Raw genomic sequence first — 16,678 nt, forward strand, 5'->3', positions numbered from 1 at the left:
CGATAGGGTTTTTGACAAGAGGCTCCGGCGGGGCGCCGGTCACATGGGCCGGGTGGCCGGATCCGGTTCAGGTTCGGTCATGCTGCTGCTGGCCGGCGATGGGCCATCGGCAGGGGCTGTCATAGTGGCCGGTTCGCTATAGCCCGAATTGTAACTGTCATAAGGCGCGGTGGCGATTTGCGGCACCGGGCGGCGGCCCGGCGGCGTCATCGGCATGCGCGGATCGGCCAGCGTGCGCGGCGGACCGGGCAGCTGGCGGCCTTCCAGCGAGTAGGGATCGGGTTCGGCGTAGCAGTCCACACTGCCGAGCGTCTTGAAGCAGAACACTTCCTGACGGTCGGTCGGCTTGTAGTTGCTGACGCAATAGGCACCCTCGGTAACGATGTTCTCGAGGTTGCAGGTCATTTCCAGCCGGCGTTCGACACGCGCCTTGAACACCTCATAGCCGACGCCGACCATGGTGCTCTGGGTAAACGGCGTCAGGTCGCCGCGCTGGTCCGAGCAGGCCGATAGCAGGCCGGCCAGCAGGGCCGGCAGCAGCAAGATGCGGATCGTCTGACGCATGGGCTTCTCTCCTGCGTGTGGCATCCATACGGATGCCTGTCTGCCATTCTGGCAACGCCATTATCGCGCCCAGTCCATTGAATATCCAGTTAAGCGATATGGTTAAAACGCGTTAGCCATACCGGATAACCGCAGCTTAACGGACCGGCTGGGGCAGGCGGAGGCGGAAGGTGGTACCCAGTGGCCCGGTGCGGACCAGTTCCAGGTCACCGCCATGGGCGCGGATCAGCTCCCGGGCGATGGCAAGTCCAAGGCCGGTGCCGCCGCTGCGTCCGCCGCGGAAGGGCTCGAACAGATGCGCCCGTGCCGCCTCACTCAGGCCGGTGCCGCTGTCAGCCACCTCGATGACGATGTCGTTTGCATCCATGGCCGCGGCGATGCGCAGATCGCCGCCCTCCGGCATGGCCTGGGCCGCATTGCGCATCAGGTTGTTGAGCACACGGTAAAGATGCTCGGCATCGGCAAACAGCGGCAGGTCTTCCGGCACGGCATTATGCCAGCGGATGCCGGTGCCGTCGGGCAGTCCGAGCGCGGCGGCCACATCGTCCACGAAATCGTGCAGGGCGATCTGGCACGGCTCGGGGGCGCGCTCCTCCGCCTTGCCGTAACGCAGCGTCTGCGCGCAGAGCGCGATGGCACGATCGATCGAGCCGACCAGCCGCGGCGCCACCTGGCGCACGGTGGGATCGTCGGATGCGGCCAGGCGGTCCGAGACCAACTGGGCCGAGGCCAGCATGTTGCGCAGGTCATGGCTGATCTTGCTGACGGCGATGCCGAGCTGTGCCAGCCGCATGCGCTGCGTCAGGGCCTGGCGCAGGTCCTGCTGCATCATCTGCAATTCGCGCTCGGCCAGGCCGAGTTCATCGCGGCGCTGCGTCGGGCGGATGATCTGGCGCGCATCCTCCGGCGCGGCATGGAAACCGACGATACTGCCGATCAGGCGACGGATCGGCCGCACCAGCAGCCATTGCAGGCTCAGATAGACCAGGCTGCCGGTGAAGACGGAAATCAGCATCGCCACCCAGAAGACCCGCCAGGAGAAATCGCGCAGGGCATCGGTCATCGGCGCGGTCGGCAGCACCACTTCGATGCGGGTATGCGGATCGCGCGGCGAGGGGCCGAGCACGCGGACATACTCGCTGGCCGGCTTGGTCAGCACCATCACGGCATTGACGATGCCTTCCCACCATTGCTGAGTGGCAAGGTCGACCGGCTTGCCCAGCATCGGCAGTTCCTGACGGTCGCTGAGGATCAGAGCATTCGATTCCTTGCGCCGCATCGCCACCAGCTTGCCGCCGACATTGCGCAGCAGCTCGTCTTCCAGTTCGGCGCTGACCATACCGTTCGGCGCCGCCAGCAACGCCAGTGCCGCCTGGTCGGCAAGTTCGATGCGCGCTTCCAGATAACTGATGCGGAAGCGGCTCATCGCCGGCAGGTAGATCAGCACGGCCGACAGCATGGTGAAGCCGACGGTAAGGACCAGCAGACGGCCGGACAGGCTGGCGACCGCGGGCGGGCGAGGCAGCCGTGACTGGTTGGTCGAGGGGACAGGGTCGGCAGTCATGACGCAGTATTATAGCGTCTCAGTCGAAACGGGCGAGGAACTGCACGATTCGCCGGCTCAGCGGACTAAACAGTTTCGGACGGTAGAAATCGGTGGCGGCCTGCGCCGCGGTGCTGCCGCGCGCCGGGAAGGGGGCAATCATCGTCTGCATGGCGCCGATCCCGAGTCCCTTGCCGATCGCCAGGGCCCAGGGCTGCAGGATCTCGGCAGCCTGCGGACCAACGGCGGCGGCCCCCAGAACGCGGCCGAACGGGGTGGTGATCACCTTCAGCAGACCCTCGCTGCGGCCTTCGGCCACCGCCCGCTCGTTCAGCGCAAACGGACGGCGCAGGATGCGAATGCTGCCGTGGTGGCGCCGGGCTTCGGATTCGCTCAGGCCCGCACAGGCGAGCTCGGGATCGCAGGCCACGAGGCTGGCGGCGGTATCGCGCCCGGCCCGCACCGGCAGGCGCAGCAGGATATTTTTCAGCGCCACGCCGGCATGATGCAGCGCGATGGCGGTGGTGGCCTGCGGATCGATGGCGGCACCAAGGGCGAAAACGCGTCGGTTGGTGGTGCGCAGCCGGCGATCGACGTCGATACCACGTGGGCCGGAGGCGATGCCGGCAGCCGTGAGGTTGAGAGCTGCCGAATCGGGTTCCCAGCCGGTGGCGAGCAGCAGATGCGAGCCGGCGATCCGCGTGCTGCTGCCATCGGTATGGCGCAGGGTGAGTACGATGCCGGGTACCGAATTCTCGGCCTGCGCAATCTCGGTCTGCTCATGCAGGGTGACGCCATCGGCGCGCAATGCATCGATCACCAGATCGCTCAGTTCCGGATCGTGACGGGACAGGCAACGCTGGCGCTCGATCAGCGTGACCTTGACGCCCATGCGGCGAAAGGCCTGGGCAAAGGCAACGCCGGTTCCGCCGCCGCCGACAATCAGCAGATGCAGTGGCCGTTCGGTCAGGTCGAAGGTGGATTGCGGCGTCAGGCAGGAAATATCATCCAGCCCGGGGATAGCCGGCATGGCGGGCCGCGCACCGCTGGCGATGACGATCCGCCGGGCGACGACAATCGTGTTTCCGACGGCAAGCGTATCGGGTGCAGTGAAGCGGGCCTCGCCCTGCAAGACTGTCATGCCGAAAGCGGCCAGCCGCTCGAACGAGTCATTCGGCGCCTGGGCGGCTATCATGGACTTGGTACGCCGCATGACCGCGGCAAAGTCGATATCCGGTTCTTCATACCGGATGCCGAACGCGGCGGCATCCCGCCAGTTCGTGGCATGGGCGGCGGCGGCGGCCAGGGCCTGCAACGGCAGATCTGCATGCAGCCGCTGTCCGCCCGGGCGACCACGTTCGATCAACACGGTTTTCGCACCCAGCAGGGCGCTGCCGGTTGCAACGGTGATGCCACCGGCACCGGCGCCGATTACGGCGATATCGCAGTCGATCCGCTCATTCATGAATGCAGCAAAGACAGTGATGTGCCCGGAGTCAAGCAATCGACTCGGGGCAGGTCCGATGCCGGCCGCCCCGTTTTTGCCGCAATGGCGCGGCAAAGAGAGCAATTAACGCCTGTTTAGGCTATAGGTTGGGCGACATGCTGCGCATCCGGGGTGCAAGCCTGTTGCTCTGCCTTTCATCTTCTGGCCATGCCCACCATGACGATACGACCGATTGCACTTCTGTTTCGCCTTGCCGTGCTGCTGTGTTTGACATTTGCAGCGATTCCGTCAGCGCCGGCGCAACCTGCAGGTCCTGCCCAGGCCGGCGCTCTCACACCCACAGACTGGAACGCGGCGCTGCTGGCGATTACCCGGCAGCTGCGCGATCCGCGCATGGATGATGATGGTTTTGCCTCGCTGCGTGCCGATCTCGACCGGCTGCGCGTGAATGCCAGTGCCGAGCGCGACCAGTTCAAGCAGGCGGTGGCGACGACGCAAACGCAGCTCGATGCTTTAGGTCCGGCCCCGGCATCCGGGCAGCCGCGTGAAGCACCGGCAGTGACGGAGTCGCGGCGCCAGCTTGCCGTGCGTCTGCAGTCGGTGCAGGACAGCGTGAAGCAGGCCGAGTTGGCGCTGACGCGCATCGTCGCCCTGCAGGATGAAGTGGCCGACGAAGCGCGGCGTCAGTTTACCCGACAGCTGCTTTATCGCGGCACCTCGCCGTTCAATCCGGATTTCTGGCGCAATGGCATCGAGGATATCAAGGCAGTCTCCGCCCCGGTAATGGCCGCGCCGGCACAATGGTGGCAGGCGGATGACGGTCGCCGATCAGGCAGCACGACGCTGCTGCAGATCATCATGGTTGCGGTTCTGTCGGCCGCGCTGCTGATCCCGATGCAGCGTTGGCTGCGGCAGCATTACGGCATACGCCCCGAGAGCGGGGAGCCTTCGGCTGTGCGGCGCACGATTGCGGCCTTCACCGTGCTGATCGGCCATACGGCGATGCCGCTGGTTGTGCTCTGGGCCACTTATGCCGTGCTGGTCGGCAACGACTGGGCCACCGGCCTGGTCGGCCGCATGATGTACATGCTGATGCAGGCGGTCAGCATAGCCCTGCTGGCGCATGGTCTGGCGCAGGCGACATTGGCTCCGCATCATGCGGCCTGGTCGCTGATCCCGCTGCCCGAGCCGCAGCGCAGCAAGCTGCAGCGCCGCGTCACGGCCTTTTCGATCGGCATGGTGCTGATTGCGATACTTGTGGGGCCGTCGCGCGTTCCCGATTTCGGCACCGCCGGCCGCGACATGGTCATCGCTGCCGTGGCGCTGTTTCTCGTGGCTTCCAATCTGGCCTTTTCAGATCCGCGGCTGTGGCGGCCGCTGAGCGAAGACATGCGGCCGTTGCGCCTGTTCGCCGGCCTGATCTTCGGGCTCAGTGTGATCGCGCTCGGCGCGGTGCTGCTCGGGTATTACGGCTTTGCCGCTTTTCTGGCCTATGGCCTGCTCGGCAGCGCCCTGGCCCTGGGCGCCTATGCCCTGGTGCGCAGTGCAGTGCGCGACGGACTGGCCCATCTGGCAGACAATCCGGAAAGCCGCTTCCGCAGCTGGCGCCAGACGCTGGGCCTCAGCGGCCCGATGAGCACGACCAGCCAGCTGCTGCTCGGGCTGCTGGCCGACATTGTGCTGTTCGCGTTGCTGCTGATCGGTCTCGCCCTTGCCTGGGGTGTCAGCCGGGCGACGCTGATCGGCTATATGCTCGAACTCTTCTATGGTGTCACCATTGGTCCGGTCACGATCTCGCTGGGCAATATCCTGGCGGCCCTGGTGGTTCTGGTGATCGGCATCGGCCTGACCCGCTTCCTGAGCGGCGGCCTGAACAACCGGCTGGAACAGCAAAGCGGGATTGATCCCGGCGTGCGCAATTCCATGGTCACCGGGCTGACTTATGTCGGCTACCTGATCGCGCTGGTGACCGGTGTTGGCGTGATTGGCCTTGATCTGTCCAATCTGGCGATCATCGCGGGTGCGCTGTCGGTCGGCATCGGTTTCGGCCTGCAGAATATCGTCAATAATTTCGTCTCGGGCCTGATCCTGCTGATCGAACGGCCGGTGAAGGTTGGCGACTGGGTGGTGATCGGCGACCGCGAAGGTTACGTACGGCGTATCAATGTGCGCTCGACCGAAATCGAAACCTTTCCGCGCGCCTCGGTGATCATTCCGAATTCTGAGCTGATCTCCAGCCCAGTGATGAACTGGACGCATCGCAACCGGCTGGGCCGTGTCGATGTCGCGGTCAGCCTGTCCTATGCGGCCGATCTGGAGAAAGCGCGCGATGTGCTGCTGGATTGCCTGAAAGGCCATCCGGATATCCTCAGCATGCCGGAGCCGCAGGTGATCTTCCGCGATTTCGGCGCCGGCACGCTGCTATTCGCGCTGCGCGGCCATATCGCGGATGTGGAAAAACGGCACATGATCGAGAGTGATCTGCGTTTTGCCATCCATAAATGCCTGAAGGAAAGTGGTGTCGGCCTGCCTTATGGTGCGCCGGCCATGCTGCACCTGGCCGATATCGATCGGCTGGAAAAAGCTTTGGGCGGCCTGCACTCTTCAGAGCCGGGCCGCCCAAAGTCTCCGCAGACGGAAGTCTAGTTAGTTCGGGCGTCCGGTCGGACGCGGCAGATCGAACAGCAGAATTTCGGCGCCATCGACGGCGGTGATCTCGATCTTGCCGTCACCCACCAGCGCTGCGCCGGCGCGGGTGGCGACCTGCTGGCCATCCACCGTCACCGAACCATCGGCCACCACCAGATAGCCCATGCGGTCGGGCTTCTGTTCATAGGTGGCGCTCTGGCCCTTTTCGATCAGGGCGCCGAACAGCGTGGCATCCTGATGGATCAGCAGCGTGCCGGGGTTGGCCGATAGCACCGGCTCCTCGCCCGAAGCCAGCGGCACCAGCTTGTTGGCGCGATCGGCCTTGGGGAATTGCGCCTGGTCCCAGCGCGGCTTCAGCTTGGCCTGGCGCGGCTGGATCCAGATCTGGAACAGATGCGTCAGCTCGTCTTCGGCATTGTATTCCGAATGCATGATGCCGGTGCCGGCAGACATCACCTGCACATCGCCGGCCGGGGTCCGGCCCTTGTTGCCCAGGCTGTCTTCGTGGCTGATGGCGCCCCTGGTGACATAGGTGATGATTTCCATGTCGCGGTGGCCATGCATCGGGAAGCCCGAATGCGGCGCGATTTCGTCATCGTTCCACACCCGCAGCGGCCCGAAGCCGTAGCCCATCGGAGCCTCGACACCGGAGAAGTTGAAATGGAACCGGCTGTTCAGCCAGTCGACATTCATGCGACCGAGATCATCAAAAGGAACAACATGAATCATGGAAACCTCCATCGGCGACGGCTGATATTATCCCAGCCGTCGCCGCAGTGCGTAAGGTTAAGCCTTCAGCTTGGCGGCGATGCCCGCCACATGCTTGCCCTGGAAGCGGGCGGTCTTGAGTTCCACCTCGGTCGGCGAACGGCTGCCGTCCGGGCCGGCGATGGTACCGGCGCCGAGCGGCGAGCCGCCCTTCACCGCGCTGACGTCCATGGTTTCCGGGATGGCATAGGGCAGGCCGACGATCACCAGGCCATGATGCAGCAGAGTGGTGTGGAAGCTGCTCGCGGTGGTTTCGTTGCCGCCACCGGTGCCGGTGGAGACGAACACGCTGCCGACCTTGCCGACCAGCGCGCCCTTGACCCACAGGCCGCCGGTCTGGTCGAGGAAGCTGCGCATCTGCCCGGTCATGTTGCCGAAACGGGTGCCGGTGCCGAAGATGATGGCGTCATAATCGGCCAGCTCGGCCGGGTCGGCGATCGGAGCGGCCTGATCCCACTTGCCGCCGGCCTTCTTGAAGGCCTCTTCCGGCATGGTCTCGGGCACGCGCTTGATCGTCACCTGGGTGCCGGGAACCTCCCGGGCGCCGGCGGCGACCGCCTCGGCCATTTTCTCAACATGGCCGTACATTGAATGATACAGCACGAGAATCTTGGTCATTGTCGTTTCTCCAGTTGGGGCGGGTTGGTGTTGAGGCGAAAGTAAGCTTTTCCTGAATTGAAACAATGTCGTATTTGGAATATGATTGTTTCCTGTGAGAAACAATATGGATCATCTTGCCGATCTCGCCATCTTCGCCCGGGTGGTGGAACTGGAAAGTTTCAGCGGAGCGGCCGAGGTTCTGGGCCTGTCGAAATCCGCCGTCTCCAAGCAGGTGTCGCGGCTGGAACAGCGGCTTGGCGCCCAACTGCTGCAGCGGACGACTCGAAAACTGTCGCTGACCGAGACCGGCCGCATCGTGCTGGACCATGCCCAGCGCGTGCTGCTGGAAGCCGAAGCGGCCGAAGCCGCCGTACAGAATCTGCAGGCGCTGCCGCGCGGCCTGCTGCGCGTGAACCTGCCGATGAGTTTCGGCCTGAACTACGTGGCGCCGTTGCTGCCCGAGCTGCTGGCACTCTGCCCGGAACTGAAGGTCGATCTCACCTTCAACGATCGCACCATCGACCTGCTGGAAGAGGAGGTCGATGTCGCCATCCGCATCGGTGCCAATCTGGCTGATTCCACGCTGACGGCGCGGCGTCTGGCGCCGGTGCGGCCGATCACCTGCGCCTCCGAATCCTACCTGCGCAAGGCCGGCGTGCCACTGAAACCCGATGACCTGCGTCAGCATGAATGCCTGCTCTACAAATACCTGCCCGAACCCGATACCTGGCATTACGAGGGGCCGGGCGGACCCTATGCGGTGAAGGTCTCGGGCCGTCTGCTGGCCAATAACGGCGATGCGCTGCGCGATGCCGCGGTTGCCGGTCATGGCATCGTGCGCTCGCCCAGCTTCATCGCCGGGCCCGATATCGCCGCCGGGCGACTCGTGCCGCTGCTCGAATCCTTTGAGCCGGCGCCGCTGGGGATTTACGCGGTCTATCCGGCGCAGCGCTACCTGACCCCGAAGGTACGGGCTTTCATCGACTTCTATGCCAACCGTTTCGGCCCGGAACCGCCCTGGGAGTGTGTTCTGGCAGACACAGCCCGGCGGGCAGATATGAAATCCTCGTGAAACCGGGTTTACGCTCCGAAGCGGCTATGCTAATCGATTTCCGCGACCAAACAGGACTTTGTGTCATGACCCGCCAGTGGCGACATCGACGAGCCCGTATGAGCGCACCGCAAACGCAAATGATGCGAAAGCGGTGCGTAACGGCCGTTTGTGCGCGCTGAAGCTGGGTCATTGTCGCCATCTGATCCCCGACTGACATCTGCTTCCGACATGAGCACGAACCGGCCAACCGGACGGAAGGCTAAGGCCACCCGTCCGCCTCTGGTGTCCGAAATCGTTGCTGGAAGCAAAGTCATGTACCCCATTCTGCCCGAGCGGCCGGCTGACGCCGCCCAGATCGATACCCTGCTGGATCTCACCTTCGGGTCGGACCGCACGCGCAAGACCGTCTACCGGCTGCGCGAAGGCGTGGCGCATCTTAAGCCGTTGGCCTTCGTGGTGCGCGACGAGGATGGCGGGGTACTCGGCTCGATCCGCTACTGGCCGGTCGCCATCGGCGACGCCGGTACGCCGGCGATCATGCTGGGCCCGGTGGCGGTGCATCCCGACTACCAGGGCCAGGGCCTCGGCCGCGCGCTGATCCGGCACAGCCTGTATACGGCGACGCGGCTCGGCCACGGCCTGTGCATCCTGGTCGGCGACAGGCCCTATTACGAACCCTTCGGCTTCGTCGGCGCTGCCGATCGCGGGCTGGAGATGCCGGGCTGGGTCGAGCGCGAACGGTTCCAGGTGATGGAGCTGGCCGCCAACGCGCTGCAGGGCGTGGCCGGCATGGTCGGCAAGCCGCCGAAGGGCCGCAAGAAGGCGGCGGCCTGAGATGGCACGCACCGTCTTGCCCAATGGCAATGGCGGTCGCGTTCTTCTGCTCGACAGTATCGCTGAAATTCTCCCCGAAGATGCCGGCTGGCTGGTGGTATCGGGCAGCCATGGCGGCATCAGCGCGGCGCAGTTCGCCATAGCCGTGCCGTTGTGCGGCTGTTTCTTCAATGACGCCGGACTCGGCAAGGATAATGCCGGCATAGCCGGCCTCGTGCTGCTGTCCTATCCGGCGGCGACCTACAGTCATGCTTCAGCGCGTATCGGCGATGCGGCCGATGCCTGGGCGGCGGGCATGCTCACCCATATTAACACGGCTGGGCGGCTGGCGGGTTTGCGGGAAGGGGTATCGGTTCAGGAAGCCGTTGCGATATTGCGCTAGCGGCTTTCGCGCCGCCACATCAGCAGCATGGCCAGCAGCAGCGCGGTCAGCACCGCCAGCGGCAGCACCAGCGGCGTTAGCGTCAGCCCGGTCACCACATAATCATTCTGGCGATACAGGCCGATCCAGTTGCGGCCGGCCTGCTCGCGGACGGCGCTGCGGGTCGGCTTTTCGACCATGCGGATATCGGGCACGCCGTCGCGCAGCCAGTGGGTGCTGCCGCGGCTGGCATCGGCCAGCGGTTTGAGGATCGCCGGGGTGGCGCGCGGATCGGCGAATTCGCGCGGGTTGACCGCGCCCATGGTAGCCACCGTCTCGCGCTCGCCGTCGCGCACGCGGTAGATGCCTGGCATCTCGACCGGCAGCCGCCCGCCGGCCACGCCGTTGCCGCGCTCTTCCAGCGTCAGTTTGGTTTCGCTGCCATCGGGGCGGATCACCGTCACCGGCTCGCGGCTTTCCGTCAGGCTGCGGCGTTCCACTTCCAGTCTGCCGCCCTTGGCGTCGGCGCGCAGGGCCTCTTCTTCGAGATCGGGTTCCTTCATCAGCCAGTGCGCCAGTCGGCGCAACACCTCGGCCTGCGGACCGCCATTTTCGAAACCGCGCGACCAGAGCCAGATATGGTCGGAATAGAACTGCGCCACCCGACCCTTCTCGACGCGATCGAGCACCAGCAGCGGTTCGCGGTTCGGGCTTTCCATCACTGTGTTACCGCGCGTGACATCCACATTGATGACGCGGAACCAGCGGCTCCAATTCGGCTGGCCGTTCTCCCCCACCGAACCCGGCAGCCCGGCCGTCACCGGATGGCGTTTGCCGACCGCGCTGAGCTGTGGGGTGAAAGGCTCGGTCCGCACCGTGCCGGTCGGCCGTGCCGGGAAAATGTCTGACAGCGGCGTGCGATACAGGCTGAGCGGCGTGGCATAGGCCGGGCCCGACACTTCCAGGAAGGCGCCGCCGCGCGCCACGTAGTTGGCGATATTCTCGAAATACGAAGTTGGCAGGATGCCGCGCCGCCGGTAGCGGTCGAAGATGATCAGGTCGAACTCGTTCAGCTTGAGTTCGAACAGTTCGCGGATCGGGAAAGCGATCAGCGACAGTTCGCGGATCGGTGTGCCGTCCTGCTTGTCCGGCGGCCGGAGAATGGTGAAGTGAACCAGATCGACATTGGGGTCGGCTTTGAGAAGGTTGCGCCAGACGCGCTCGCCGGCATGGGCCTCGCCGGTGACCAGCAGCACGCGCAGGCGGTCGCGCACACCATTGACCGACAGCGCCACGCGATTGTTCAGCGGCGTCAGTTCGTCGAGGATCGGTGCCACCTCGAATTCCAGCAGGCTGCGTCCGGCACGCGGCAATCTGAACGGCACCGTGACGTCGCGGCCGATCGGCACCGACAGGGTCTGCTCGCCGCGATCCTGCTGGCGGAACCGCAGCTGCGCCATCTCATTGGGCGCCGCGCCGGTATCGTCGATCCGCAAGGTGACGTTGAGATCCTGGTTGATCATGCCGAAGGTCGGCGCATTGCGCACCACCAGGCGGCGGTCGCGTTCGTCGGGCCGTCCGGTCAGCAGCACATGCACCGGCGCACCGGTGACATCCTGCGCGGCGGCGATCTCAGCCGGCATGTCATGCACCTGGCCGTCGGTGACCAGGATGCTGCCGGCCAGGCGATGGCGCGGCAGGTCACTGAGTGCCAGCGTCAGGGCTGAGAACAGCCGGGTGCCTTCGTCGCGGTCGGCGGTCTCGGCCGCCGGCTTGCCGGCGCGCACGACACGAACCTCAAGATTTTCGGTGGCGCCCAGCTTTTCGCGCAGTGTGGCCTCAGCCTGTTCGACCTGGCGCTGGCGGTCGGCAATGCCCTGGCTCGGGCTTTCATCCAGCACCACCACGGCGATATCGGGCAGCGTGCTGCGCTCTTCCTTGCGGGCAACCGGATTGGCCAGTGTGCCGAGAGCCAGAATCGCCACCAGTGCCCGCAGCAGCGTGCCGCGCGCATGGCGCCACAGGCCCAGGATAGTGAGTGCCAGCGCAACCGCGCCGCAGGCCAGCAGCAGCGGCCAGGGGACCAGCGGAGCGAAATCGAGGGTGAGGGCGCTGTTCATGCCGGGCTGTTTTTCAGTTGCCCAGACGCTCGAGCAGCGCGGGGATATGCACCTGATCGGCCTTGTAGTTGCCGGTCAGCGTGTACATCAGCAGGTTGACACCGAAGCGATAGGCATATTCACGCTGGCGCGGCAGGTTGGGCACAGTCACGGCCAGCGGCCGGCCATTGGCATCGATGGCCCAGGCGGCGGCGAAATCGTGGCTGCCGATGACGATGGAGGTGACGCCATCCTTGTCGCCGCCCGGGCTGCGCTCCACCCACAGCGTGCCGCCGCTGTAGCGGCCGGGAAAATCCTGCACCAGGTAAAACGCCTTGGTCAGGACATGATCGTCGGAGACCGGCATCAGCGGCGGAATGTCGAGCCGGGCCAGCAGCTGGCGCAGCTTGTCGGTATTCGGACTCGCCGCCGTGCCGCTCAGTCCCATGGCCTGGTCGCGGGTATCGAACAGGATCATGCCGCCGGTTTTCATGAACTGGTCGATGCGGCGCAGCGCGGCATCGGAAAGCTGCGGCTGCAGCGGCGTGATCGGCCAGTAGAGAAACGGCACCAGCGAAATGTCGTCGGCTTCCAGATTGACGCCGAGCGGTTCGGCGGCTTCGATCGAGGTGCGGCGGAACAGCACCTCGGTCAGGCCGTACAGCCCGGCGCGACTCATCTGGTCGATATCGGCCTGGCCGGTGACGACATAGGCCAGCCGCAGATCGAGCGACGCCTTCAGGGCGAACTCATCGCTGGCCGACAGGGTATTGGTGTTGCGGCGCGTCTGCGCTTCCACAATGCCGGATAGCAGCAGCACGGCGATGGCAAGGATTGCCGCGGCCGGCCGCCGCCAGAACGACATCCGGCCCGGTAGCAGGCCGCGCAGACCCAGTCCGATCAGCCAGTCGGCCAGGAACAGCAGCAGGGCGGCACCGAGCAGCCATGGCAGCAGATGCAGCTCGCGCGCCTCTCCATCGAGGCGGGCCTGGGTTACGTCGGCCGGCCAGTTTGTCACCGGGACAAGCCTGGTGTCGGCATTGGCGGTATTGAGCGCCTGCCGGCTGTCGAGGCGGCCATACCAGCCCGGTGGATGGCGCGGATTGGGTTTGGTCGTGGCAATGGCGCGCGGCGGCAGCGGCTGCACGGCGGGGCCGGGCTCGACCGAGCGGCCGAAACCATCCAGCACATTCAACGGCGGCAGTGGTGTGTCGGCTGCTTCACCGGTGGCGGTAATACCCTGCGAGAGATCGATCACCTTGCGCAGCATGTCTACATAGAACCCGCTCAGTGCAAGATCGGACCATAGCGTGTTGGCGGTGGTATGCACGAGAATCAGCCAGCCCTTGCCGCGCTGGGTGGCAGTCACCAGCGGCGTGCCGTCTTCCAGGCGCAGCCAGGTCTTGTCGCCGAGCTGCGCTTCCGGCTCGGCCAGAACCTGTCGATTGACGGTAATCTCATCGGCGCCGCCGAGGCCATAGAAGGGGCTGGTTTCCGGGGTGGCGCCGAGCCGCTGCGGCTGCGCCCAGGACAGTGCGCCACCGAGCTGGCGCGAGCCCTGACGCAGCTTCACGGGCAGCAGGCCGTCGGTGGCTTCCGCCATGCGCGGGCCGGCAAAGCGCAGCAGCACGCCGCCCTGATCGATCCATTGTTCGAGCTGGCGCGTCTCGCTTGCCACCACCTGGGCCACATCGGCCAGGACAATCACGGCGATTTCACGTTGCAGCAACTCGCCCACCGGCGCAGAGCGCAGTTCGGCATAGGGCGCCAGCGCACGCTCGAGATAGAACAGATCGCCGAGCAGCGGCTGGCGGGTTTCCACGGCGCCGCCGGTGACCATGCCGACCGGGCGGCGGCGCCAGCGTTCGTCCAGCAGTTGCACGCTGCCGGCACTCGGCTGCTCCTCGATTTCAAGGCGTGAAAGCTGGTTGCGCAGTTCGCTTGGCAGATCGAGCTTCAGCGTGGCGGTTTCCGACCGGGCGGCGAAACGCAGGCTGTCGCGCGCCAGCACGCGGCCCTGGTCGGTCACCGCGCGCAGGGTGATGCTCTGCTCGGCGGCGACATTGCCGCTGCGGCGTGCGGTGACGTTGTCGCCCTGAGCCGTGGTGGCCGGCGGCAGCAGGGCCAGGGTGGCCTCGTCCGGTGCGGAGATGACGGTAAGCGGTCCGAGCCGCAGCAGCCATTCGGCCAGCGTGTAGGCGGCTTCGCCGGTTTCATCGTCGCGCAATCCGTCGCTGAGCCAGATCACGTCGGCACTTTCGGGCAGGCGGGCCTGCAGCAGGGCCTGCACCAGCGCGGCACGGTCGCTGGCCCATGCCTTGGGCTGCAGGGCCGCGACCAGCGGCCGCAGATCGGCGGCGGGCATCAGCTGGCTCGGCTGCATTGCCTCGCCGCTGGCCGGTGCGGCCGTGGTGACCAGCAGGGCCGGGCGGCCATCGCGTTCGGCGCCTTCCAGGATGGCGTCGGCGCGGACGATCTTCTCGCGCCAGCGCGGCGCCGCGGTCCAGCCATCGTCGATCACCAGCACCAGCGCCTGGCTGTCGCGCTGCACCGCCTGCGGATTGAGGATCGGTTCCGCCAGCGCCAGGATCGCCAGCGCGGCAATCAGCAGACGCAGCAGCAGCAGCCAGAGCGGCGTATGGGCCGGGGTTTCTTCCTTCTGCCGCAGCAGAAGCAGCAGGCGCAGCGGCGGGAAGGTGACCAGCCTGGGCTGCGGCGGGGTGATGCGCAGCAGCCACCACAGCACCGGCAGGCCGACCAGCGCGGCAAGCGCCCAGGGCGTGGCAAAAGCGAGTGCGCCGAGTGACAGCATGCTCAACGCCCTATCGGCAGGGCGCGCTCGCCCTGCAGCGCCTGGTACAACGCCAGCAGTGCAGTTTGCGGCGGCCGGTCGGTGCGATGCTTGATATGGCGCCAGCCGAGCCGGCGGCAGACCTCGGCCAGCTCATGCTGGTGGGCGGCAAAGCTGGCGCGCCAGTCCTCGGCCATGGTTTCTGCACGCGGGGCCAGCAGGGGGCTTTCGCCTTCCAGCCCGAGGAAGCGGGTGCGGCCCTTGTAGGGGAAATCCTCCTCGGCGGGATCGACCAGACGCAGCACCGTGCCCTTCACGCCCATATCAGCGTACTGGCGCAGGCGGCTGGCGATCTCGGGCACCGGGTAGAGGAAATCGCCCAGCAGCACGACATGGGCATAGCGCGGCAGCACCTGCATCGGCGGCAGGCTGGCTTCCGCCGTGTCGAAACGGGACCGGATCAGCCGTTCGGCAATGCGCTCGATGACCAGGCGGCCTGAACTCGGACGCTGCGGATGGCCGAGCAGGCCGACGCGTTCGCCGCCGCGCAGCAGCAGGCTGGCGAGTGCGAGCAGCAGCAGATCGCCGCGCTCGTCCTTCTGCTCCATGCCGAGATTGGATTTCCAGCGCATCGATGGCGAAGGGTCGCGCCACAGCCAAACGCTTTCGGCGGCTTCCCATTCGTTTTCGCGGATGAAGGCGGTTTGGCGCTTGGCGGTCTGGCGCCAGTCGATGCGGGTCAGCGCATCGCCCGGGCTGTAGCGGCGGAACTGCCAGAAGGCATCGCCCGGGCCGACGCGGCGGCGGCCATGCACGCCCTGCTCAACGGTGGCGGCGACCCGTTCCGCGGCCACCAGAAGCGGCGGCAGGAATGCGGCGAAGTGTTCGGCGCGCTGGCGCCGGGCGTTAGCGGTTGTTCCAGCCGCCGCAGCCGCTGTCATCGCAAGGGCGCGGTCAACTTTGCGATGACGTCGGAAACGGTGACGCCTTCGGCGCGGGCAGCGAAGGTCAACGCCATACGGTGGCGCAGGATCGGTCCGGCCAGAGCCAGTACGTCCTCAATCGAAGGGGCGAGACGCCCCTGGAGCAGCGCGCGGGCGCGCACGCCCAGCATGAGGGCCTGGCTGGCGCGCGGGCCGGGGCCCCAGGCCACCAGATCGGCGAGACCCGGCACATCGCTTTCCTCGGGCCGGCCGGCGCGGACGAGGTTGAGAATGGCTTCCACCACGCTCTCGCCGACCGGAATCCGGCGAACCAGGCGCTGGGCGGCCATGAGATCGGCGGCGCTCAGAACCGTCGGGATCGTTTCTTCCGCCGCGCCGGTGGTGGCGAACAGCATGCGGCGTTCAGCCTCGCGGTCGGGGTAGCGCACGTCGATCTGCAACAGGAAACGGTCGAGCTGGGCTTCGGGCAGCGGATAAGTGCCCTCCTGCTCCAGGGGGTTCTGCGTGGCCAGCACATGGAACGGCGCCGGCAGGTCGTGACGCTGGCCGGCGACCGAAACCTGACGCTCCTGCATCGCCTGCAGCAATGCCGATTGCGTGCGCGGGCTGGCGCGGTTGATTTCGTCGGCCATCAGCAACTGGCAGAAGACCGGTCCGGGAATGAAGCGGAAGGAGCGCCGTCCGGTATCGCTTTCCTCCAGCACCTCGGAGCCAACGATGTCGGCCGGCATGAGGTCGGGGGTGAACTGGACGCGACGGGCATCGAGACCCAGAACCCTGGCCAGGGTTTCGACCAGTTTGGTCTTGGCGAGGCCCGGCACGCCGACCAGCAGGGCATGCCCGCCCGCCAGCAGGGTGATGAGGGTTTCCTCAACCACCTCGGTCTGACCGAAGATCACCCGGCCGACCGCATCGCGGGCGGTAACGAGACGGCCGCCGACCCGTTCGATCTCAGGCAAGATATGTTCGGCGGTATCGCTCAAATTGTGCATGGGAATGAGTATATAGTAGAAGCGAAACGAAA

At 66.0% G+C, this 16,678-nt stretch carries 13 protein-coding genes; 4 read left to right on the forward strand and 9 right to left on the reverse strand.

Annotated elements, in window-relative coordinates; translation table 11 throughout:
- Positions 1-39 precede the first annotated feature (39 nt).
- The 3 genes from OJJ21_RS23580 to OJJ21_RS23590 all read right to left on the reverse strand — a co-directional run bounded on the left by OJJ21_RS23580 (position 40) and on the right by OJJ21_RS23590 (position 3,572).
- Positions 40-564 (reverse strand): hypothetical protein, encoded by a 525-nt coding sequence (locus tag OJJ21_RS23580; RefSeq protein ID WP_297690401.1) that lies wholly within the window; start codon positions 562-564, stop codon positions 40-42.
- 136 nt (positions 565-700) lie between these two features.
- Positions 701-2,128 (reverse strand): HAMP domain-containing sensor histidine kinase, encoded by a 1,428-nt coding sequence (locus tag OJJ21_RS23585; protein WP_297690402.1) that lies wholly within the window; start codon positions 2,126-2,128, stop codon positions 701-703.
- Between the two features lie 19 nt (positions 2,129-2,147).
- A complete protein-coding gene (locus tag OJJ21_RS23590; RefSeq protein WP_297690403.1) occupies positions 2,148-3,572 on the reverse strand; it encodes an FAD-dependent oxidoreductase in 1,425 nt (474 codons plus the stop codon).
- A gap of 198 nt (positions 3,573-3,770) precedes the next feature.
- Between OJJ21_RS23590 and OJJ21_RS23595 the strand changes: the two genes are divergently transcribed.
- Entirely contained in the window at positions 3,771-6,200 is a 2,430-nt protein-coding gene (locus OJJ21_RS23595) for a DUF3772 domain-containing protein (RefSeq protein ID WP_297690404.1), read from the forward strand.
- Here the strand turns inward: OJJ21_RS23595 and OJJ21_RS23600 are convergent, their stop codons facing one another.
- Both OJJ21_RS23600 and wrbA read right to left on the reverse strand, forming a co-directional pair.
- On the reverse strand, positions 6,201-6,932 hold the full coding sequence (locus OJJ21_RS23600) for a pirin family protein (protein ID WP_297690405.1): 732 nt from the start codon (positions 6,930-6,932) through the stop codon (positions 6,201-6,203).
- Positions 6,933-6,989: 57 nt separating this feature from the next.
- A complete protein-coding gene (gene wrbA, locus OJJ21_RS23605) occupies positions 6,990-7,589 on the reverse strand; it encodes an NAD(P)H:quinone oxidoreductase (protein ID WP_297690406.1) in 600 nt (199 codons plus the stop codon).
- 106 nt (positions 7,590-7,695) lie between these two features.
- On the opposite strand from wrbA, the gene OJJ21_RS23610 reads away from it, so the two are divergent.
- The 3 genes from OJJ21_RS23610 (at position 7,696) to OJJ21_RS23620 (ending at position 9,841) form a co-directional block, all read left to right on the forward strand.
- Entirely contained in the window at positions 7,696-8,643 is a 948-nt protein-coding gene (locus OJJ21_RS23610) for a LysR family transcriptional regulator (protein ID WP_297690407.1), read from the forward strand.
- A 294-nt stretch (positions 8,644-8,937) separates the two neighbouring features.
- Positions 8,938-9,459, forward strand: coding sequence for an N-acetyltransferase (locus OJJ21_RS23615; protein WP_297690408.1), 522 nt, complete (start codon positions 8,938-8,940; stop codon positions 9,457-9,459).
- A 1-nt stretch (position 9,460) separates the two neighbouring features.
- Positions 9,461-9,841, forward strand: a complete 381-nt coding sequence (locus OJJ21_RS23620; RefSeq protein ID WP_297690409.1) for a hypothetical protein — start codon at positions 9,461-9,463, stop codon at positions 9,839-9,841.
- Here the strand turns inward: OJJ21_RS23620 and OJJ21_RS23625 are convergent.
- From OJJ21_RS23625 to OJJ21_RS23640, 4 genes are read right to left on the reverse strand one after another with little or no spacing between them, the layout of a single operon-like run.
- Positions 9,838-11,940 (reverse strand): hypothetical protein, encoded by a 2,103-nt coding sequence (locus tag OJJ21_RS23625; protein ID WP_297690410.1) that lies wholly within the window; start codon positions 11,938-11,940, stop codon positions 9,838-9,840. The two genes, OJJ21_RS23620 and OJJ21_RS23625, sit on opposite strands and share 4 nt — an antisense overlap.
- A gap of 13 nt (positions 11,941-11,953) precedes the next feature.
- Complete coding sequence (locus OJJ21_RS23630) at positions 11,954-14,731, reverse strand: DUF4159 domain-containing protein (protein ID WP_297690411.1); 2,778 nt, start codon at positions 14,729-14,731, stop codon at positions 11,954-11,956.
- Positions 14,732-14,733: 2 nt separating this feature from the next.
- Complete coding sequence (locus OJJ21_RS23635) at positions 14,734-15,651, reverse strand: DUF58 domain-containing protein (protein ID WP_297690412.1); 918 nt, start codon at positions 15,649-15,651, stop codon at positions 14,734-14,736.
- A complete protein-coding gene (locus OJJ21_RS23640; protein WP_297690413.1) occupies positions 15,648-16,646 on the reverse strand; it encodes a MoxR family ATPase in 999 nt (332 codons plus the stop codon). Before OJJ21_RS23640 ends, OJJ21_RS23635 begins: the two co-directional genes overlap by 4 nt.
- Positions 16,647-16,678 lie beyond the last annotated feature (32 nt).

It is taken from the genome of Ferrovibrio sp. (assembly GCF_025869515.1).
GTDB lineage: Bacteria > Pseudomonadota > Alphaproteobacteria > Ferrovibrionales > Ferrovibrionaceae > Ferrovibrio.